Genomic DNA, 21,802 nt, shown 5'->3' on the forward strand with positions numbered 1-21,802 from the left:
CTGAACCACGCTAGTTGAGATTACAAGATTTCGTGATTATCGATAATTAGTTTGTTCAGATGTTTTTCAACTCGTTTATCAGCTGGTGGCAGCTGCATATAATCACCATACATCCGGGCCAAAATGGTGTCGTACGCGCTAGGAATTTTAACTTGAATATCTTCGAACGGAACGACTGTCAGCTCGGTCAATTCTTGATAGGTCATGATTTCCTTTTCGTAGTCGTATTGGGACGCCAAATTTTTGTATGTCCGGGAGTCTGATTGTTCGTACAGACGCATGTATTCTTCACGTTCCAGCTTATACCGATTGACTTCAGCTAGTTGCTGCGGCGTGTGCTTCGTGATCAAGTTACGCAGTGGAGTTTTGACAAAGCGATAGTTCAACTTGAGCAGGATTGCGGCGTCCGCTAATTTATAGTGCAACATCTGTGAACGGCGTAGCGCTTCGTCATCCGGAATCTTATCAAACGGAAAGATGTCAACAAACACGCCTTTGAACGCATTATTAACGTTGTTACGTTCTTCAATGTAAGTATTCACATCCAATAGCTTCATATAACTGAGTGCATAATCAGGATCGGAGGCACCAGTCTGTAGGAAGAACTTGTTGGGATCAAGGTGGCGGCTGGCGACGGCAATAAAGCGCTGATAGTCACGACGGCGCATTCCAATGTCGATGTCATCGTCCCACGGAATGAACCCGTGATGCCGAATGGCGCCGAGTAGGGAACCACCAATCAGAAAATAGTCGATATTTTCAGCCTCACAGATTGCGATGACGGTACGCATCAAGCGCAATTCAACTTGGTGTAAGGGTGTCAGGGGCATGGTCTCGTCTCCTTTTTACGTAAGCGTTTCAACTACTTTCATCATACACTTTGTTGCACAAAATTGTTAGGGAGGATGCTTAACGTTGGAATTTACGGGTAATTTCATGCAAAACAGTTAAAGGCGTGTTATATTTGGTCAAAAGTTAATGAAGTGATGGTGATCGCGATGAACAGTGACGAATTAAGCAAACTTCTCAATGATTATTTTGAAGCATATCAAAATACAACCAAAATTATGATGGACTTAGTGGCTTGGCCTTTAAGTCAAAATAAACTGTCATTTGAACAATTTTTAATATTGCGGCGCATTGCCACGACTGATGAAGTGACACTCAATGATATTGCAATTCAGCGACAAGTAACGCGAAGCGCGATTTCACGGCAAGTCAAATCATTGTTAATGCAACACTATGTTTTTCAGGTGCCAGATCCGCGTGATCGGCGGCGGCTCTACTTACATTTAACAGAACGGGGACAACAAGTCGAACGGATTGTCGACCAAGCCATTACCCAGCACTTTGATCACTGGGTCAACCAGTTGGGCGCACCACAGATTGATCAAGTGCTCAAGATGATGGGGACCTTCAGTCAGCAGGTCACGGACCTCGGTGAGCCACAGTCACACCCCGTTCTACACTAGGTTGTACTTGGAACCGATTACTGAATTGGTATTGGCACACGGCGAGTTTGGGTTAAACAAAACAGACTTCTCAGGAATTACCGCAATTCTTGAGAAGTCTGTTTTGTTACGAACACCCATTGAGTGCCCAGAGTCACCGGAATTTGCTGCGGCAATCAATGTTTGAAAAAGTTATGGTAGACGCCCTCACATGCTTCAAGAAACATGCCAATTGCCATTAAATACATCGCTAACATGTTTTGCATCGTGAAGACCAAGTAGAGCAGGACGGCGTAGAGAATTAAAAAGAAGATTGCCGTAATTTTGGAACCAGCCATTTAAATCACACCTTTTTATGGAGAATCATGACGTGTTGGTTGTCTGACGGTCAAGACAGGCCGTGAAGACCAAGAGCGGTTTTAAGGCAATGAACACGCTTTATCAATTTCATTCTACCGCAAGCTAATCCAAATTAAAAATCGCAATTAAACAGATTCGAAATTATTTAGCGTTCGGTTATTGCTTTTAAATAAACAAAATGATACGATTAAATACGTTAAAAGAGCACCAAAACACGAACGTTTACAATTGTGCAATTATAATTTAGGCGAATATCTGGAGGGAATCATGAATAAAATTGCGGCATATTTTAATTTTTCAGAATTGAAAACGTCAATGCGAACCGAAGTGCTGGCTGGCTTGACCACGTTTGTTTCGATGGCATACATCCTATTTGTTAATCCGAGCGTCCTCGGGGCTTCGGGGATGGATAAGGGCGCCGTCTTCACCGCGACGGCCTTAGCGTCAGCGTTAGGCTGTTTATTGATGGGGTTAGTTGCTAAGTACCCGATAGCAATTGCACCAGGATTAGGCGTTAACGCGTTCTTTACTTATTCCGTAGTTATTGGAATGGGCATTAAATGGCAAACTGCTCTGGCTGGGGTGTTCGTTGCAGCCGTGATTTTTATCTTGATTACGATTTTTAAGCTCCGGGAAATGATTATTGATGCGATTCCGCGGGATATGAAGTTAGCAATTTCGGCGGGGATCGGGTTCTTCATTGCTTTTATTGGTCTTCATGGTGGTGGCTTAATTGTTGCCAACAAATCAACGGTTGTTGGTCTGGGATCATTGACAGTTGGAACGACCTGGTTAACTATTTTTGGATTGATCGTCACGTTGATTTTGATGAGTCGCAAAGTTCCCGGTGGGATTTTTATCGGGATGGTTTTAACCTCAATCTTAGGGTTAGCAACTGGTCTGATTAAGATGCCATCAACGATCGTTTCAGCAGCACCTTCGTTAAAACCAACGTTTGGTGTGGCACTTAGCCATATTGGTGATATTAATTCGTTACAATTGATTATTGTTGTGTTGACATTCTTGTTAGTGACGTTCTTCGATACGGCCGGGACGCTAGTTGGTTTGGCAGAACAGGCCGGATTTATGAAAAATAATAAAATGCCGCGGGTCGGTAAAGCACTAATGGCCGATTCAACTTCCATGTTAGTTGGCTCAGTGCTGGGAACCTCACCAACCTCGGCTTACGTTGAATCTTCGGCCGGAATCGCGGTCGGTGGTCGCTCCGGGATGAGTGCGGTCGTTACTGGTGCGCTATTCATTCTTGGCTTATTCTTCTCACCGTTATTGAACGTGGTGACGGATCAAGTTACTGCACCCGCACTGATCATTGTGGGTGTGCTGATGGCCGAATCTTTGAAGCAGATCAGCTGGGAACGATTTGAAATTGCCGTACCTGCATTTCTCACCGTAATCGGGATGCCATTGACGTACAGTATTTCTGACGGGATCGCTTTGGGCTTCATCGCATACGTCATTACGATGGTTGCGACTAAGCATGCCAAGGAAGTTCACCCGTTGATGTACGTGCTGTTCTTTATCTTCATTATCTTCTTGTGGATATTAAACGTCTGACAGGTAATGATGGCCAGTTCGACGTTATTGGCCAGCTACAGATAATTTAAATGACTTAATTCTAAACGGACTACTGACGCACGTGGCGTTGGTAGTCTTTTTTTGACGCGAAATCGGCTAAAACTTGATGGGCGTCAAGTTGATTTACGCAGGAGGTGACTATACTAGAGTCATTCAAGTGATAGAAGGGGGAGGTGAAGCAATCAGAAAGTTAGGATAAACATTGAAATGTAAGCGCCATCATCAAAAACTATCTTGAAACTAGCTCATGAGCAGTCAATCGGCCGAGATTTGCTAAGTGGGGCAAGCGTAACGAGTGGGGATGTACCCGTACCAATTCGATTTAATAAGACAAATACACAATTAGTACGGTGGTTAAGGTGGTATACCGGTGTCGAAAATAATACGAAATATAAAAATACAAAAAAATACGTTTTTTTTAAAAAAATAAAAAACGCTCCAAAGCCCGTCGTTAACGCTTGTAAACCATAGAAAGTTTCGCAAAATTTCTAATGATAGATAAAATCTATCGATAAAAGCGTTTACATTTTAAAAATTCGTGATTACAATAAAGTCGTAAAGTTGATAATTAAAATATATCAGAGGAGGACATTACTAATGGCTAAAATTAGTGGTTCAGATGCCGTATTAAAAGTAATTCAGAAGTGGGGCGTAAAACATATTTATGGTTTGCCCGGTGGGTCGTTCGATTCAACGATGAACGCCATCTATAATCAACGGGAAACGTTGAAGTACATCCAAGTACGTCACGAAGAAGCTGGTGCGATTGCCGCTTCCGCTGATTATAAGCTAACTGGAAAGATCGGCGTCTGCTTTGGTTCCGCTGGCCCTGGTGCTGTCCACTTACTGAACGGATTGTACGATGCTAAGGAAGATGGTATTCCAATGTTAGCAATCGTTGCACAAGTTCCTACTAAGCGGATGAACATGGACTTCTTCCAAGCAATGAATGAAGAACCAATCTTTGACGATGTGGCTGTTTGGAATCGGACCGCCATGACTGCTGAAAGTTTACCAATGATGACTGATGAAGCGATTCGTCAAGCCTATGCACACAATGGTGTGGCTGTCTTGACGATTCCTAAGGACTTTGGTTGGGCCGAAATTGAAGACAACTTTGAAACTAATGCGAGCGTGCACACTGTTAACTATCCTGCACCAACCGCTGAATCAGTTGCTGACGCGGTTAAGTTAATCAAGGCTGCTAAGTCACCAATGATTTACTTTGGCGTTGGCGCTAAGGACGCGGCTGAAGAATTAAAAGCTGCTTCTGAAAAGTTTAAGATGCCACTTGTCTCTTCAGTATTAGCGAAGGGGATCATTGAAGACGACTATCCCGCTTACTTAGGTTCCACGGGACGGGTCGCACCTAAACCGGGTGCCGAAATTGGTTTTAGTACGGATCTGATTCTCTGGGTCGGTAACAACGTGCCATTCAGTATCTTCTTATTTAATAAGAAGGCTAAGGTCATTCAAATCGATATTGATAGTGAAAAATTTGGTAAGCGCCACCATACGAACGTTGCTATTCAGGCGGATGCGAAAAAAGCTTTAGCGGCGATCAATGCAGCTGGTGAAGCGCGCGATGATTCAGCCTTTTATGACGCTGCGGTTGCTGATAAAAAGAACTGGGACAAATGGCAAGCCAGCTTCAACGATAGCACTGAATCACCAGTTCGCCCCGAACCAATCTTTGATGTCTTGAACCAAGAAGCTAGTGACAAAGCTGTTTGGGCTATCGATGTCGGCAATGTTAATATTAACTTTGAACGCTTGATCCGAATGCACGATGACCAGAAATGGGCAACTTCTGGGATTTATGCAACAATGGGCTTTGGGGTTCCTGCTGCACTGGCTGCTAAAGTCAACTACCCAGATCGGGACGTCTACAGTCTGAGCGGTGACGGCGCTTTCGCAATGCTGTCAGAAGAAATCTTGGCACAAGTTAAGTATAACTTGCACATTATCAACATTGTCTTCAGTAATGAGACCTTAGGCTTTATTGAAGCTGAACAGACTGATGATAGCCATCAACCACTCTCTGGTGTCGATTTGCCAGATACTGATTGGGCCAAGGTTGGCGAAGGCTATGGTGCCGTTGGTTATACCGTTCGGACCAAGGCTGAATTCAAGCAAGCCCTTGAAGACGCTAAGAAGACGGATAAGCCAGTTGTCATTGATGTGAAGTTAACGCATGCAATGCCATTTACAACGGAACATATGTATCTCGATGACGCATGGCAAGATAAAGACAAGATTGCTGAATTTGTCAAGAAGTATGATGCTCAAGCGTTGAAGCCGTTCAGCTACTTCTTAAAACAAGCTCAAACAAACTAATTTGGATAGATAATTAACGAAAGAGGACGCGATTATCGCGGCTCTTTTGGTACATAGTATTAAGTGTCGCTTGCCATTGTGGCGGTGACAACATACCAAGCTGTAGAGAACACTACGTGAACGTTCGGGAGGTCGCACAGATGCAAGTAATCAATTTAGATGCCCATCGATTAAAGATGCTGGCACCACAACCGCCACTGGTATTAGCTTTAGGTTTCTTTGATGGTGTGCATCAGGGCCATCAACGCGTTATTCAAACGGCCAAACGAATTGCGAAGCAGCGCGGTTTGCCACTCGCAGTGATGACCTTCAATCGGCACGCGTCACAACTATTTCAGTCCCAAGCCACCTTTCGTTATCTGAATACCGTTGCGCAAAAAATCCAGCACATGGACGCACTCCAGGTGGACCGACTGTATATTACGGACTTTAACCACCAATTTGCTGGATTGACACCGACCGCGTTTATTAAAGATTACCTTGTCGGGCTGAATGCGCAAGTTGTCGTTGCAGGATTTGACTATACGTTTGGACAGGGTGGTGTCAACGGGATGCGCGAACTCGCGGAACTGGGTGCACCGTACTTTGAAACGGTCACGGTGGATCGGTTGGCCAATCAGCAACTTAAAGTCAGTTCCACTCGGATCCGGGATCTGATTGCTCGGGGCCAGTTGGAACAAGCTAACGAGTTATTAGGATACACTTACGCGACGCAGGCAGCATTCAACCCGTTGACGCGCACCATTCAGCTTGCGAATCGACAACAGCAGTTACCAGCGGCCGGAGACTATCGTTGCTGGTTGGTGGGTGCTAATTATCGCCAGGCAGTCGTTCTCGGGGTCACCACGACCTTGAAAATCATTTCGCCATACCAATTACCGCCAGTAGCGGCAGTACTAGATGTAGACATTCAGTGGCAGCAGCGGGTTGCACAGGCGGTCAGCCCCGTCTTAGATCAGCAGCAACAATCACAATGTCGTAAAGCATAATGTGGATCACCCTATCTATTAGATGGGGTGGTCTTTTTGGCTGCCATTAGGTCAAACCGTTGCGCGTCCAATGTCAGCGAAGCCGGTCGTGCGATTTGGGCAAACACAGCACTGGGTGCATGGCCGATGGCGTTTTTCTGGTCAAGGGTGAGTCTTGTATGAAATAATCGAATGAATGGCCAACTGGGGATGAAGATGAACCAATTTTTGGTCTAATATATTCGCTTACAAAAAGTAAGCATATTAATTGCATTTGGACTTGAAAGCGATTTATAATGCATTTGTTAAATGAATTGGACCAAATAGCTCACTTGGTTCTAAGTCGAAGGGATGAATAGTGATGACAAAGATGATTGCAGGACAAGCTTTAGTTAAAGTGTTAGAGGCATGGGGTGTGGACCACATCTATGGGATTCCCGGTGGCTCGATTAATCATACTGTTGAAGGCTTGTACCTTGAAAAGGCCGATATTGATTATATTCAAGTTCGGCATGAAGAGGTCGGGGCCTTAGCAGCCTCGGCAGATGCCAAGTTTACGGGCAAAATCGGCGTTTCATTTGGTTCTGCGGGTCCTGGTGCAACGCACTTATTCAACGGTTTGTATGATGCCAAGATGGATCACGTTCCTGTACTGGCACTTGTCGGCCAGGTCCCACAAGCGACGATGAACACGAATTACTTCCAGGAAATGGATGAGACGCCGATGTTCAGTGACGTTGCGGTGTATAACCGAACGGTCACGACGGCCGAACAACTGCCATATGTCATCAACCAAGCGATTCGGGAAGCATACCGGCAGAAGGGGCCAGCAGTCGTCATCATTCCTGAAAATCTCTCAGCCGAAGAGATCGATTATCAGCCGGTCTCGACGCCTAACACCGTTTCAGATACGTTTGAACAGCGGGTCGACCCACAAGCGATTACGGCAACACTAAAGATGTTAAAAGCAGCTAAGCATCCATTAGTTTACGCTGGTCGGGGCCTTCTTGGTGCTAAGGCCGACCTGGTCAAGTTTAGCGAACAGTTCAATATTCCGGTCATGAACACGGTCCCAGCGACGGGTGTCATTCCAACCAACCACCCGAATGCAATTGGTACGTTTGGTCGCTTGGGTTCCAAATCAGGCTTCGAAGCACTCCAACACGCTGATTTGATCTTGTTCCTAGGATCTGAATTTCCATTTGCTGGCTTTTGGCCGAAAGGTATTAAGATCATTCAGGTCAACAATAACAGTTTTGATATCGGCAAGATGGTCCCAATCGATTACGCCGTCATCAGTGACGCTCAAGCTTATTTGCAAGCAATGATTGCAACTGGCGAAACGTTGCCTGAAACGGCGTGGTTGACGACTAACCGGCAGAATAAGCGTAATTGGGATAAGTGGCTCCAACAATTGGCTGCTGATGACCATGATGGACTCGCACCGGAAGCGGTCATGCACAAAGTTGCTAGCATGGTCGGGCCCCGTGATACGTACGGAGTCGACACCGGTAACGTCTCCGAATGGGCTGTCCGGGGGCTTCCGATGGACAGAGAGCAACGGTTTGCATTATCAGGCCTTTTTGCAACCATGGGCTTTGGCCTACCCGCTGGGATGGCTGGTGCTTTGAGTGTTCCAGACAGTCAAGCGTGGAGTTTCTCCGGCGATGGTGGTTTTGCGATGGTTGCGCCAGATATTATTACGGAAGCACGTTACGGCTTGCCCGTCATTAACGTGATCTTCAGTAATCAACGGTTTGGCTTTATCTATCGCGAGCAGGTTGATACCAAGCAACACTTGTATGGTGTTGATTTAACGGATGCTGACTGGGCTAAAGTAGCGGACGGCCTCGGTGGCATCGGGTTTACCGTCCACAATAACGAAGAGGTCGAAACCGTCTTTGACCAAATCAAGGCGCTCCAAGCGAAGGGCAACAAGCGGCCAATCGTGGTGAACGCGGTCATCAAGAATGATGATCCAATTGGCACGGCTTACATGCCACTAGATCCTGAATTATACGGTCAAGCAGAAGTTGACGCTTATGCCAAAGCCAACCACATTGATATTAAGGAACAGCCATCACTAGGCGCCTTACTACGAGCACAGGGTGATCAGTTATAGTTATGGCATAAGGCCGATTGAGTTCACTGGGCCAAGCCTCAGTTAACCTAATATTATGAAAAAACCGCCAGTATCGGGTATGACCTGATACTGGCGGCTTTTTGGGTGTTCAGTTAGGATTTATTTTTGATTAAAGCTACCATCTTCCACGTCACGAATGAACTGTTTCAAATGGTCAAAGTAGACGGGGGCGTTGTCGATCATGTGGTGATGCCCACCATTGGGCGTCGTTACTAGGCGTGAGTTAGGAATATCACGGGCCATGCGACGAGCCGAAGCTAATGGCATCGTTTCGTGTTCACCGAAAGTTAACAGCGTCGGCACTTTAATGTTGTGAATCTGATCGCGAATATCCCATTCCTTTAACTTACCAGTGATGACGAATTCATTATCACCTTGAAAGGCGTTGTACACTGGAGTAGCGGTTGTGTTGATCAAATGCCGAATTGAAGTGGGCTGCTTGCGGTCAACATAGCCAGCGTTCAGAACATCCACGTACTTCTGGTATTGAGGATCATTCCAGTTGCCTTCTGCTTCCTTTTGCTTCATATAAGCAACCGCGTCAGCCGGTAACGCTTCTTCACGACACCTATTAACGTTGACGACGTATTCTTCAATGTTATCGACCATGCTTGAAATGATGGCGCCTTTCAAGTGTTGACCGTACTTGAGCGCGTACATCATTGTCAGAGCGCCACCCCAAGACTGACCAATCAGATAAAAGTTATCCAGTCCTAGCTTTTGCCGGACTTCTTCGACTTCATCTAAGAAGTAGTCGTAGGTGAGATATTTCTTAGCGATTTCGGGATCTGAGTAGTCGGGTTGATCCGAGTACCAGGACCCTAATTGGTCGTACATTGAAACTTGGACGCCCAAATCTGCTAGTTCTTCACCGAAGTTTTCCCAGTATTCATGATTGCCACCGGGACCACCGTGTAGGCATAATAATTGAATGTCGCCCTGGCCCTGAGTGTTCGTCCATAAATGGTAGCCATTATCCAGCGTGATGATTGTCGTTCCTTGTTTCAAATGATCACCTAATTTCTTCATATTTTAATTGTTATCTTACCACTGTTAACTAAGCAGGGTCAAAGGGACGAGGTAGTCGTGAGTAACTAAGGGGAAATTTCTGCGCGGTAGCGGATAAATTTGTAAGACAGTCGTTGTTAATGAACTAGCTCAATGTGTTAGCATGGTAATAGTTGATTGTAAGACTACAAATTTTGGTTGTGGTGATATAAAAATAATAATTAGAACGAACCGTTGCCTTTTAATTTGGTTTATACTAGTTATTATGCTGGTCAGGACAACGGTTAAACTGAGTTGTTGCTGGATTACAACCGATTGTACACAATTGATTTGACAAGCGGTTACATTTTCAGCGATAATAAGTAAACTGCTCAGCACAGAAAGATGTAATATTACATTCTTTAAATTCAATTGCGGTTAGTTAACCAATATGAAATAATGGGTTAACTAATTAGAGATAGGTGAGATGGATATGGCAAATCAAGTCGCAGTTTTGCGCTTGCTAATCCAAGCGGCACCCGCGTATTGTTCGGGTGACTGGTTGGCACAACAACTTGCAATCAGTCGAACGGCAATATGGAAATTAGTGCAAGGATTGCAGGCGGCGGGCCATACCATTGAGAGCCGGCATGGACGGGGTTACCGTTATGTGGCTAACAATCAATTGAGCGCGTCGGTGATTGAATACGGGCTTGCAGCGGCGCCCCCGTTTGAGCTGACCGTTTTACCCACGGTTGATTCAACTAATGCTTATTTACGACGATTAGTCACGCAGACACCACTGGCAATTCCCAAAGTCGTGGTTGCGGATACGCAAACTGCTGGCTACGGCCGATCTGGGCGGACTTTTTATTCGCCAGCGCAGACCGGAATTTACATGAGTATCGGGGTACCAATCAGTGATCAGCGGGCGTTAGATGCGGGGTTGTTGACGACGAGTACCGCGGTGGTGGTTGCTCAGACGCTACAACAGCTGTTTGCGGTAGACGTTTCGTTAAAGTGGGTCAATGACGTGTTAGTCAATCAGCATAAAGTGGTTGGCATCTTATCAGAAGGCATCACTAGCCTCGAAACGGGGCAAATATCAGCAGTCATTATTGGGATTGGTATCAATCTGACAACGACGGCTTTTCCGGCGCTGCTGGCGCACAAAGCGGGTGCGGTGGTTACCAATCCGAATGGTGTGACGCGCAATCAAGTGATTTGTGAGTTGTTACGGCGGTTTTTCACGAGTTATGGGACTTATCGTAGTGGCGCGTTCATGGCTGCGTATCGTGAACTCTCAATGGTGATCGATCAGCAGGTCGAGTTGAAGAGCGGGACGCAGAAGTATCAGGGCGTCGTGACGGATATTGACGCGCACGGTGCGTTGGTCGTCCGATTAGCGACTGGACAAGTCCGCCATTTCAGTTCCGGCGAGATTACCAAAGTGAATCTCTTGTCTGGTGGTTATCATGGTTAGCCGGTTTGTAAAATCAGCTTATTAAGTCACCAAACGAATGGCAACAATCTTTCAAAATGATTTCTGATTCAATGTTTTACTGGTTCATACTGTTGTATAGTAGAAGTTAGTCACAAGTCGGGCCAATCAATTTCAGTTTAGTTAATTGGGCGGTTTGGGATGGCGCATCAACCTTAAATTGTTGATAATATAGGAATGATAATGAATGAATTAATAGACTCACGTTTGATTTATTTATATTGTGATTAAGTTCGGGGTTATATATGTTTAACCAGCATGATGAATAAAGTGGTTAATAAAAATAATTAATGAAGTTTAAATAATACTGGTCAACGCGGTCATTTACATATTATAGTAAAGGTACCGAGACACTAGTGGGTTAGTTAATGTTTGTAGAGACAATTCAAGGGGTAATAGGAATATGAATGAAAATTTGCGGAGCGTAAATATGAGCCGAACAATGAGTCGGATGAATCGACACCGGATGAATCCAAGGCGCTATATCACCGGATTTGACGGTATCCGGACATTGGCGGTGCTGGGTGTCATCATCTATCACTTGATGCCAGCCTCGCTACAAGGAGGTTATTTAGGAGTACCGATTTTTTTCGTTGTTTCAGGTTATTTGATCACAGATATTTTACTACAAGATATTTTAAGCCGGGGACACGTCCGGATATGGCGGTTCCTCGGACACCGGATGCGGCGGCTGTATCCCGCATTCGTGACGATGCTGTTGGGAACTACAACTTACATTACGCTGTTTCAACGCTCGCTACTGACAAATATTCGCGCCACTGTCTTAACGAACTTAGTCTACGTCTATAATTGGTTTGAAATCAATCATGGGCAAAGCTATTTTGATCGTTTCAATGGGGAATCGCCGTTCACCCATTTGTGGTCACTTTCAATTGAAGGGCAATATTACTTATTCTGGCCATTAGTGATTGGTATCTTGATGGTCATCTTCAAGAAGCGTTCACGGGTCTTCTGGTTTATGATGATTGCCGCGGGTATCTCAGCGATAACTATGGCCATGTTGTATGATCCCGCGAATACCAATCGGGTTTACTACGGGACTGACACGCGGATGTTTGCGATTCTGTTAGGTTCCGGCCTGGCTTTTATCTGGCCATCACGAGAATTATCGGCGGATATTGCCAACGTTAATCGGGTGACCCTGGACGTCTTGGGTGGTGCTTCGTTAATTGCTATTATTTGGATGTTTTTCCAGATGTCTGGTCAATCTGATTTCACTTATCGTGGCGGTATGTTACTATTCACAGTCCTATCAACCGTATTAGTTGCAACGGTCGCTCATCCGGCTAGTCATCTCAATCGCGTCTTGACGAATCCGTTATTCAAGTACGTTGGTCAACGTAGTTATGGGATCTATCTCTACCAGTTCCCGGTCATGATTTTTTACGAAACTAAAGTTAAGAACATTGGTGATCATTTACTCCTGAATAGCTTGATTGAAGTTGCCCTGATTCTGATTGTGACGGAATTGAGTTATCGGTTTATCGAAAACCCAATGCGCCACTATGATTACAGTCGGTTATTGGTCGACTTCAAGGATTTTCTCCGCAAACCGAAGTTTAACCGCGTGACCACTGCGATCGTCGCTTTGACCACGGTCTTATTCGTTATTACGGCGGTTGGTTTCGTTCAACAGCCAAGTAAAGCGGAAGCTAACAAGAAGACTGAATTGCAAAAGACGATTGCGGCTAACTCTAAAGCGGCTGATAAGAAGAATGCGGCGGCGCTCAAACGCCAAAAAGCTGCCCAGGCAGCGGCTGCTTCAAGCAAGAAGGTCGCGACTGAAAAGATGCAGACTAAGCAGGCTGAAGCGAAGTTGAACTCGAAGCAAAAGCAGGTGGAAAAGGAATACGATTTGAAACCCCAAGTTGTTCTAGCGATGGCTGATACGGACCTGACCGCTATTGGGGATTCAGTACTACTTGATGTCTCCTCTGATCTGCAAGATGTTATTCCGGGTACGGTGGTACAAGGTCGCGTTGGTCGGCAAGTGACGGAAGTTCCCGGTATTATTAATTCACTGAAGTCACAGGGCCAATTGGCACACAACGTTCTCTTGAATATTGGGACTAACGGGACGATTACGAACGATCAAGCTGAACAAGTTGTTAAGTTGATTGGTAAGGACCGTCAGATTTTCTGGGTAACGGCCCACGTGCCAACGCAGAGCTGGCAAAACCAAGTCAACGCGCAAATTGCAAAAACTGCTAAGAAACATGCGAACGTGCACGTTATCGATTGGCATGGTCGTGCGCAGAATCAAAATGGTTGGTTTGCGGATGATAATGTCCATCCCAATCCGACTGGTAATCGTCAGTTAACGAATTTGATTGCGAACCGCATTGCCGAAGTTAATAACAATTAAAGATGAGTTCCAGCTTACGTTGATGGTAAGCTGGAACTTTTTTTGGCTAGTTCCGGACGGGTGGGGGTGTCCGACCTGGTCATGATAAGTGGCTATTTAAGTTGAAGGTACACAAAAGGCCCACCAGTTAACGGTTGTGTGGTTAGCTGGTAGGCCATAATTAGTTAGTCGGTTATTTTTTTCATTGGGACGTGTAAGCGAATATCGTTCAAGTTAAGTGAGTACTGGAGGTCTTGATTGCCGCGAATCGTCATCTTCATATCAGTTGCGTAAATGACTAGTCCGAGTTGATGCCCCTTCAGTAAGTGGTGGAACAGCGGTTGGAGATCCACAGAAAAGTCATAAAAGACATTTGGCTGAATCGCTTCTGCGTGCCATGGGTGGTGGCGGTTCTGTAAGTTAAGATGCCCCTTAGTAATCATCTTGAACGGCGTCTCACCCGCTAACTTGAAGTCCTTCAAATCATCTTCGCGCCAGTGGTAACCTAGATCAAGCGCTTTTGCAGCCAGCATTTGTGGGCTGACAGTCAAACGGCGCGCGGCCCCGAAGTCAATCAGCATAAAGCTCAACATGCCGAAATTCTTATTAACGGCGACAGAGCCCGCAACGTGCGGAATACCCACTAATAATTGATCCTCAGGTGCCTGCCAAGACTTGAACAAGAGGCGGTGATCATAGAGCGGATTTAACTTATCCTCTTGCAAGAGGTCGCGCTGCCAACTATCCAAATGATGCTTATAGTGGTCGAATAATTTGTCAGGCAATTTATCAGTAAAATGAGCGGCGCGTTGGTCAACTGTATGGTCAGCAGGAACTAATTCTTTGTACTGAACCTTAAAATCTAAAGCGTCGGTTGTGTCTTGCCACCAATTGTCATAGCCGTGCCAAGTTTGGGCTTGCGTGTTGTCTTGTACCAAGACGTTAGGCAAGAGTGTCTCCGCATGATTATCTAAACCATATAATTTATGGCTTAGCCACAAGTTCATCATGTCGGTGAAATCGAGCGATTGTAAGTTATTGATATAAATATGTTGTCCCTGGTGCAAAATGAGCTTTTTAGTAACGGGAACTGCCTGTAATTTATCCCATAAATTAGCTACGTTGCGGGGCTTAACGTTCCAGTCATTGAGCCCGTGAACCATGATGATGTCCGCCTTGATCTTATCGACATTCTTGAGATAGTTGCGTTCATCCCAGAAACGGTTATAGTTGCCGCTTGCCCGGTCTTGGTCGGCGGTCAGTTCCGCCAGTTTCTGATCAAACGCGGGTTGAATCTGGTGGGCGTCACCGGCCTTTAGACTTCGTGAAAAGACTTCGGCGGCCAGCACATCGGTGTCTTCTCCTTGGAACGTATCCGGAGCGACGACTAAGCCATTATCTCGATAATAGTCATACCAACTTGAAATGGCCGCTTCGGAAATAATCGTCTTAAGGCCAGCCACGCCTGTCGTAGCAGCGGCAGTTGCGAGGGTACCGAGGTAAGACCGGCCCGTCATAGCGACGGCACCGTTGCACCACCAAGCTTTGATTGCGACATCGCCATCACGATTGGTGAAAGCTTGCCGTTTACCGGTCAACCATTCAATAATTGCGACCGTGGACGTCGTTTCATCAACGTCACCAGTGGGGGCCAGTCCGTCCGAGTCAATCGAACCGATTCCAGCCGCATAGACGACTGCAAAACCACGTGCCAGGAAGTAATCATTAAGTGTATAAGATTTTTCCCGACTGAAAGTCTCTTCCGCCTCATCGGTCGTCGCGGTCGCAGTTCGAGCAGCTGGCAGTTGCGCTGTTGTTGGCTGGTATTCAACATCCGCATAGGTATTTTCGTCCGGTTCTTTGGCGGTCAGGGGGACGTCCACGTTGTGCATCTGGGCGTCGCCAGCCCGATCATTGATGCCCTGGTTATAAGGACTAGCAGTATAGAGAACGGGTACCTTTAAGCCGGTCTCGGTCTCGGCTGGCCGAAGAATTTCAACTTTGAGCAGGTCCCGTTGGCCATCGTGATCAGTATCCAAAGGCGCTTCAACGTAGACGACGTCACGAATGAGCGCGTTGGTATCAAAGACGGCTTGGGCCTTACCATTGAAGAAGAGTGGCTTTTGATCGTTAGGTAATTGGTAAAATGGTACAAAGTAACCCCGGGTCGTGAGTGATTCAATCAAGGTTTGTCCATTATTCCCACGTGTATTTAATAATAGGTACCAAGCATAATAGAGGGCTTCACGATCAAAGGCGCTATCACCGACCATTGGCAAGTGAATATCGCGCATCGCCAGCAATGGATCGGCCAATTCAAAATCTTGACCAGGTAGAAAACCCAGTAACTGAAGTCCCACATTATAAAAGACTTGATTGTTCACGATAGTTGCATCGGCGAGCCATTCTGATAAAGTGTGCTGGCTGGTTGCCATGATGTTATTAAACTTGTGGGTCAAGCCGCTTGCCGTGTGGACTTCTGGTAAGCTTTTAGCCAGCAATGCCTGGTAGACGGCTGGAACAGTCGTCAGGGCGTCCATATCAGGCGTAATAAAACGAATTTTCGTAAGTTCGGCAATCGCGGTTTCCGAATCAGTCGGGACGATTGCAAATTGATTATTTTTCATAAGTAAATTCCTCATTAAGTATTATTAGAAATATTATACCGCTAATTACGTCAGAACCAACGATTCTTACTGACAAGTTTGTAATGTTGTGGTAGGTTAATTGCAAAGTGAACTATCGAATGGAGGAACTAAGAATGAGTGATTTTCCAATCTTATATACGACGCAAGCGATTAATGAAGATGGTATCCAAGGACACGCTTACGTGCCGGATGGGCTTGAAGTGCCGGTTTCCAGTCCACTTAAGTCGGTGCCGGGATCGAATCCGGAACAGTTGATCGGGTTAGCGCTCAGTACGTGCCTCAACGCCACGTTGGAGGCAATCGAAAAGGAGCACGGGCAAGCACATCAGAGTAAAGTCGTGACCACGGTCAAGATGTCGCGAGACCGTTTCGGCTATCAGTTCTTCTTGGATGCCCGGGTAACGATTCCAGAAGTGGATGATGAAACAGCGGCCCACTGGCTTGCAATTGCGGAGACCCGCTGTCCTGTTGCCAAGCTCGTTGGGCCGTCAGCCAACGTGACGATTCAATTAGCCTAATCGTTGTGCGGTGTAAAAGTAATCATTAATCGGCACTTGGCAACCGGTTGGGGGATGGATGTAAAACGTGGTTCGAATCGGCAATTTCAGTCGTTGCCGACTCGAACCACGTTTGTGTTAATGAGGCGTGTGAATGTGCTTGAAGAGGTGGTGTAAGTTCGGGTGCTGGCAGTGATGACTGGCAACCGCTGACTGGACTTTATCGACCTGTTGTAGGGCGAGTTGCTTCGTTTTTTCACGTTCGATTTTGAGCTGCTTGCTCAGCGCCCGTGATTTCCAAAAGCCGTTGATGCCAACGACAACTGGAATAATGTGTAATAAGGTCGTGGCGGGAATGAGCCAGGGATGCTTACTAAATAGTTGAACGACCTGGGTATGATGTTCATGAAGGTCGTCGTGAATCGTTTTAGGTGTTAACATGATTGAACCACGCTCCTTGATTAAGTACCATTATCATACCTTAAAATGTAATCGTTGTCATTATTGGCGTTAACGTGCTGATGATCGTTAAAGCGTCCACCTTAAGTTGATCACTTGAGGTGGGCGCTTTTGGTTACTTTAATAAACCTTGTTATTAATCGTCAGTCTTATTCATGCGACTGTGCCGAATGCCATAACTGAAGTAAATGACGAGCCCGAGGACGAACCAGGCGAGTGATGCCAGCCAGGTTTCCATGGATAATTGGGTCATCATGAATAGGCAAAGCAAGCCAGAAATAATTGGCAGGACTGGGTAAAGTGGCACGCGGAAGCCTTTGATCGCGTTAAGTTTTGGATTACGCCGCAGTAGCAGAATACCAAAGGAAACAAAGGCGAAGGCAATCAGTGTCCCGATATTAACCAGGTTTGCCAATTGATCTAACGGAATGAGACCAGCAAGAATTGAAATCACGATCGTAACCGTCAACATGGCGTTTTTAGGAGCGTGGTGCTTGTCGATTTTCCCTAAGAAACGTGGGAGCAAGCCGTCACGGCCGATTGAATATAAAAGCCGTGAACTACTGTAAATCATCGTGACCATCATCGTGAACATGCCGGCGAGGGCCCCAATCGAGATAATACCGGCCACGAAGTTTTGATGGACGAGTTGTAAAGCGAACGCCACTGCATCGTCAACGTTCAATTGCTTGTATGAAACCATCCCGGTCAATACGCCTGAGACAAGAATGTAGAAGATGGTACAGATGACCAACGTCCCAATGATTCCAATCGGCATGTTGCGCTTGGCGTTTTTAACTTCGGCAGCCGACGAAGAAACGGCATCGAACCCTAAGTAAGCGAAGAAGACGACCGCGGCGCCCTTGAGAATTCCCGTCCCGCCGAATGGGGCAAAGGGTGTCCAGTTACTTGGTTTAACATAAAATGAGCCGACGAGTAAGAACAACACAATGATTGCTAATTTTATGACCACAATAATATTGTTTAATCGAATTGACGTTTTTAGGCCGGTATCGATAATCCAAGCAATCAGACAGACAATCAGAATTGCGACCACGTTGATATAGGTCCCGTGGGCGGGGTCAAACGAACCGGTGATGGCTTTTGGTAACTTGAGGCCAAAACCAGCGATGAATGAATTAAAATACGCGGCCCACCCAACGGCAACGGTCGCAACGGCTAGGACGTATTCGAGTACCAGAGCCCAACCAATGATCCAACCGATCATTTCGCCATAGACAATGTTTCCGTATGAATACGCGGAACCGGCGATTGGGAGCACCGAAGCAAACTCGGCGTAACACATTGCGGCGACGGCACACACAATGGCAGCCAAAACGAAAGATAAAATAATCCCGGGACCCGCTTTCGTTGCAGCGACTGTTCCGGGCAGAATGAAAATCCCGGTCCCAATGACCGCACCAATTCCGAGTGCAATCAGGTCGATTGCGGAGAGGGTCCGTTCAAAATGACTATCTTTTTGTAAATAGCGCTCCAAATCTTCTTTTTGGAAAATGCGCTGGAAAATCCCCATAACATGGACCACCTTTTTGGTTATTTGTAACAGTTAGTTGTCATTATCGACAAATTGTCATGTCAATATGATACCGTGGTTGATTATTAAAAGTCAATTAGAATCAGCCTTTTATTATTAATAACTCCATGGGATGTGGGTTGCGTACTAGCTATGCGCCATAGAAACTGGTTGCCCAGCGGCTGCGGTACCATAACTAATGCCGACAGTATCCTTTTAGCGGTGGCACTCGGATCCTGCCACGGCGGCATTTTAGGAACTCGGCGACCTGCGCCGCGCCATGCTAACTTGCCCAGCCAGTAAGCACATTTAGTTTAAGCCGTTCCGTGGTCTGAAGAGACAGTTGGCTAGATGCAACTATTGTTAATCATTAGTTGATACTTAGTTTAAACGAATACCAGTAAATAAATAAACGTGGTTAATACATTAAGCTGTTAATTGGATTCGCCAAAGCTTATAATATTGTTATCAATTAAAGTTAAATTTTAGAATGGTGGGATTAGGATGGGAGCGGCGATTGATATTACTGGTCAGCACTTTGGACGTTTAATAGCTGTTCACCGGGCGGGTCGTGCTAAGAATGGCAATGCACTTTGGTTTTGTCAGTGTCAATGTGGCCGGACGTGCGTCGTAGATTCCTATGTTTTGCGGCACGGTAAGACGCGCAGTTGTGGCTGTCTGGCCGTGGAACAGAGCCGGCAAAATATTTTTAATAATCCGCAGGCAGTTTTGCGTATGGGAGATCCGCGTAACTTGAAGATTCGTGACCACCATACGGATGTGAGTTCACTCAAGAAGTCAAAGCGTAACACGAGCGGCGTTGTGGGCGTGATCTATGACAAACAGTCGGGTTCCTGGGTCGCCCACTTCTACTACAAAGGGACGTACATACTAAACAAACATTTTGTGCATTTTGAAGATGCGGTTGAGGCCCGGCGTGCGATGGAACGGCAATATTTGACACCATCTGATCACTGAGCCTAGCCGGATGCCGACAGTGAGATTCGCCGGTGCGTTCCGGCACAGTTGAGAACGCATTATTTTGAGTGGACTGAAGTCGGCTAAGTGTGTGGAAAACGTCCCCGGACTTAGTCTGATGAATACGAATGATGAACTTTAATGAGTTGAGCAACGGGACTAGCAACCTGGTGCTCAACTTTTTGATTGGTAAATAAGTAATCTTAATGATGCAAATCCTGTCATGGCATACTGTGGCCGCAATAACGCCAGTTCGAGTCGTTTAAGCAACCATTCTTCTGAAGCGAAAAGGTTACAGTCAGTCGGAGTTCTGATAAAATAAGCATTACACGAGATAAGAGGGGGTAGCAAGATTGTCAACAATGTTAGTGGCGGAAGATTTATCCGCGGTCGGAGGAATCTCGCTTAGTTCAGCATTACCCGTATTAACGGCGATGCATTATGACGTGGCGGCACTGCCGACCAGCTTATTATCGACACATACTAGCGGGTACGGGACACCAGCCGTGGTCGACCTGTCGACGTGGTTGCCGCAGGTCTTTGAACATTGGACCCGCGCCCACCTGCATTTTGATCAAGCCCTGATCGGTTACGTTGGTTCGGTTGAACTGTGCCAACAATTAACCACTTACTTAGAACAACAAGCGCTGTCGCTATTAGTTGTTGACCCGGTACTCGGCGATCTCGGTCAACTCTATCAGGGGTTTGACCAGGACTATGTAGAAGCGATGCGTCAACTTATCCAACAGGCAGATGTGATTTTGCCCAACACGACGGAGGCCGCATTGCTAACGGGGACGCCCTATCAAACGACACCGGATCTAGCGGTCATTTTGCCAGCACTGCAAGCGCAATTGAAAACTGGTGCTCACGCGGTTATTACGGATGTTCAACAGGATGATCAGATTGGTTGTGCCTGGTTGGATGAAGCAGGGCACGTACAATACAGTGGTGCGCGCCGGTTGCCCGGGCATTATAACGGAACTGGTGATACGTTAGCTGCGGTGATTGCGGGACTGCTGGGTCGCGGTTATGCATTAGCGCCGACACTGGCACGCGCCAATCAATGGTTGAATATGGCGGTGGCAGAAACAATCGCGCAAAACCGGACTGATGAACGGCAGGGTGTCGCACTAGGACGTTTGCTTCAGGCAATTTTAACCCTCAATTGATAGTGGAACATGTTATACTAGAGCATAATTCATAATTAGGAAGGTGCGACTTCATGAGTACAGAAGTAGCTAGTGGTGCGGTCGTCTATCAACAAAAAGATGGTCATCCCGCTTATTTATTATTACAGAGTGCGACCAGTGATTTTTGGGGCTTTCCGAAGGGTCACGTGGAAGGTGCAGAAACGTTAGCCGAAGCAGCGCGGCGTGAAATCCGTGAAGAAACCCAAATTGAAGCGACACTCGATACTAATTTTAAGGCGTATACCGAATATGACTTACCGAATGGCAATTTGAAGCAAGTCACACTGTTTGTCAGTGAAGTCCCAAGTGGCGTTGTGGTGACACGACAACAAGCTGAAATCAGCGCAATTGGCTGGTTTGACTATGCCGCTGCCAGGGAACGGTTGACTTACGATAATTTAAAGCAAATGTTAGATCAGGCTAACACCTACATTGAGCAGCATCTACAATAATAGTGACGATAAAAAAATTACTGGTGCCGTCGCATAAACGGTACCAGTAATTTTTAAACAATATTTTTAGATTAGCTTAGGCCTGGGTTTGTAAGTTTGCAACTGCATCTTCGATTGTTACGCCTTCAGCGAACAATTCTGGATGAAGTTTGTCAGTTGCGACAAACATTTGGCGTTGCGTATCTAAGACAATGCTGAACCAGCTATTTGTTTTTTGAAATTGCATATGACAAAACTCCCTTCTGAAAATTGTTGGTTTGCTACGAGATGCGTGAATCATCTATTTGAACCTTATAGGTACGTTACTATACTCGGTTTATTGAGTTAACGCAA

Annotated in this window: 18 protein-coding genes; 11 read left to right on the forward strand and 7 right to left on the reverse strand. The window is 46.1% G+C overall.

Features of this window, described 5'->3' with window-relative positions:
- Window positions 1-20: 20 nt before the first annotated feature.
- Complete coding sequence (locus tag V7R88_RS03195; RefSeq protein WP_214334666.1) at window positions 21-830, reverse strand: LicD family protein; 810 nt, start codon at window positions 828-830, stop codon at window positions 21-23.
- A 156-nt stretch (window positions 831-986) separates the two neighbouring features.
- Here V7R88_RS03195 and V7R88_RS03200 point away from each other — a divergent pair, with 156 nt between their 5' ends.
- The gene (locus V7R88_RS03200) at window positions 987-1,472 is read left to right on the forward strand and encodes a MarR family winged helix-turn-helix transcriptional regulator (RefSeq protein ID WP_003641098.1); all 486 of its coding nucleotides are present in this window, start codon (window positions 987-989) and stop codon (window positions 1,470-1,472) included.
- A 155-nt stretch (window positions 1,473-1,627) separates the two neighbouring features.
- Here the strand turns inward: V7R88_RS03200 and V7R88_RS03205 are convergent, their stop codons facing one another.
- On the reverse strand, window positions 1,628-1,789 hold the full coding sequence (locus V7R88_RS03205) for a hypothetical protein (RefSeq protein ID WP_003641099.1): 162 nt from the start codon (window positions 1,787-1,789) through the stop codon (window positions 1,628-1,630).
- 289 nt (window positions 1,790-2,078) lie between these two features.
- On the opposite strand from V7R88_RS03205, the gene V7R88_RS03210 reads away from it, so the two are divergent.
- The 4 genes from V7R88_RS03210 (at window position 2,079) to V7R88_RS03225 (ending at window position 8,834) form a co-directional block, all read left to right on the forward strand.
- Entirely contained in the window at window positions 2,079-3,386 is a 1,308-nt protein-coding gene (locus V7R88_RS03210; protein WP_063731332.1) for an NCS2 family permease, read from the forward strand.
- Between the two features lie 618 nt (window positions 3,387-4,004).
- Complete coding sequence (gene spxB, locus V7R88_RS03215) at window positions 4,005-5,744, forward strand: pyruvate oxidase (protein ID WP_003641101.1); 1,740 nt, start codon at window positions 4,005-4,007, stop codon at window positions 5,742-5,744.
- Window positions 5,745-5,884: 140 nt separating this feature from the next.
- A complete protein-coding gene (locus V7R88_RS03220) occupies window positions 5,885-6,733 on the forward strand; it encodes an FAD synthetase family protein (protein WP_214334665.1) in 849 nt (282 codons plus the stop codon).
- Between the two features lie 340 nt (window positions 6,734-7,073).
- Window positions 7,074-8,834 carry a thiamine pyrophosphate-binding protein gene (locus V7R88_RS03225; protein ID WP_214334664.1) on the forward strand — a complete coding sequence of 587 codons (1,761 nt, stop codon included), beginning with the start codon at window positions 7,074-7,076 and terminating at the stop codon, window positions 8,832-8,834.
- A gap of 120 nt (window positions 8,835-8,954) precedes the next feature.
- Here V7R88_RS03225 and V7R88_RS03230 read toward each other — a convergent pair whose 3' ends face one another.
- On the reverse strand, window positions 8,955-9,863 hold the full coding sequence (locus V7R88_RS03230) for a proline-specific peptidase family protein (protein WP_338816596.1): 909 nt from the start codon (window positions 9,861-9,863) through the stop codon (window positions 8,955-8,957).
- Between the two features lie 472 nt (window positions 9,864-10,335).
- Between V7R88_RS03230 and V7R88_RS03235 the strand changes: the two genes are divergently transcribed.
- Together V7R88_RS03235 and V7R88_RS03240 are read left to right on the forward strand one after the other, a co-directional pair.
- On the forward strand, window positions 10,336-11,325 hold the full coding sequence (locus V7R88_RS03235) for a biotin--[acetyl-CoA-carboxylase] ligase (RefSeq protein WP_214334663.1): 990 nt from the start codon (window positions 10,336-10,338) through the stop codon (window positions 11,323-11,325).
- A gap of 421 nt (window positions 11,326-11,746) precedes the next feature.
- Window positions 11,747-13,729, forward strand: a complete 1,983-nt coding sequence (locus tag V7R88_RS03240; protein WP_080468173.1) for an acyltransferase family protein — start codon at window positions 11,747-11,749, stop codon at window positions 13,727-13,729.
- A 164-nt stretch (window positions 13,730-13,893) separates the two neighbouring features.
- On the opposite strand, the gene V7R88_RS03245 is transcribed toward V7R88_RS03240, so the two are convergent.
- Complete coding sequence (locus V7R88_RS03245) at window positions 13,894-16,335, reverse strand: Xaa-Pro dipeptidyl-peptidase (protein WP_063731327.1); 2,442 nt, start codon at window positions 16,333-16,335, stop codon at window positions 13,894-13,896.
- Window positions 16,336-16,454: 119 nt separating this feature from the next.
- Here V7R88_RS03245 and V7R88_RS03250 point away from each other — a divergent pair, with 119 nt between their 5' ends.
- Window positions 16,455-16,874, forward strand: coding sequence for an OsmC family protein (locus tag V7R88_RS03250; protein ID WP_072535407.1), 420 nt, complete (start codon window positions 16,455-16,457; stop codon window positions 16,872-16,874).
- Between the two features lie 117 nt (window positions 16,875-16,991).
- On the opposite strand, the gene V7R88_RS03255 is transcribed toward V7R88_RS03250, so the two are convergent.
- Together V7R88_RS03255 and V7R88_RS03260 are read right to left on the reverse strand one after the other, a co-directional pair.
- Entirely contained in the window at window positions 16,992-17,294 is a 303-nt protein-coding gene (locus V7R88_RS03255) for a hypothetical protein (RefSeq protein WP_057717009.1), read from the reverse strand.
- A gap of 154 nt (window positions 17,295-17,448) precedes the next feature.
- A complete protein-coding gene (locus tag V7R88_RS03260) occupies window positions 17,449-18,846 on the reverse strand; it encodes an amino acid permease (RefSeq protein ID WP_338816432.1) in 1,398 nt (465 codons plus the stop codon).
- A gap of 504 nt (window positions 18,847-19,350) precedes the next feature.
- Here V7R88_RS03260 and V7R88_RS03265 point away from each other — a divergent pair.
- From V7R88_RS03265 to V7R88_RS03275, 3 genes are all read left to right on the forward strand, one after another.
- Window positions 19,351-19,824 carry an alcohol dehydrogenase gene (locus tag V7R88_RS03265; protein ID WP_338816433.1) on the forward strand — a complete coding sequence of 158 codons (474 nt, stop codon included), beginning with the start codon at window positions 19,351-19,353 and terminating at the stop codon, window positions 19,822-19,824.
- A gap of 353 nt (window positions 19,825-20,177) precedes the next feature.
- A complete protein-coding gene (locus V7R88_RS03270) occupies window positions 20,178-20,996 on the forward strand; it encodes a PfkB family carbohydrate kinase (RefSeq protein WP_063731323.1) in 819 nt (272 codons plus the stop codon).
- Between the two features lie 53 nt (window positions 20,997-21,049).
- Entirely contained in the window at window positions 21,050-21,469 is a 420-nt protein-coding gene (locus tag V7R88_RS03275; RefSeq protein WP_054398950.1) for a bis(5'-nucleosyl)-tetraphosphatase, read from the forward strand.
- A gap of 76 nt (window positions 21,470-21,545) precedes the next feature.
- On the opposite strand, the gene V7R88_RS03280 is transcribed toward V7R88_RS03275, so the two are convergent.
- Window positions 21,546-21,695, reverse strand: a complete 150-nt coding sequence (locus V7R88_RS03280; protein WP_003641114.1) for a hypothetical protein — start codon at window positions 21,693-21,695, stop codon at window positions 21,546-21,548.
- Window positions 21,696-21,802 lie beyond the last annotated feature (107 nt).

The sequence above is a fragment of the Lactiplantibacillus argentoratensis genome (assembly GCF_037290055.1).
GTDB classification, from domain to species: domain Bacteria; phylum Bacillota; class Bacilli; order Lactobacillales; family Lactobacillaceae; genus Lactiplantibacillus; species Lactiplantibacillus plantarum.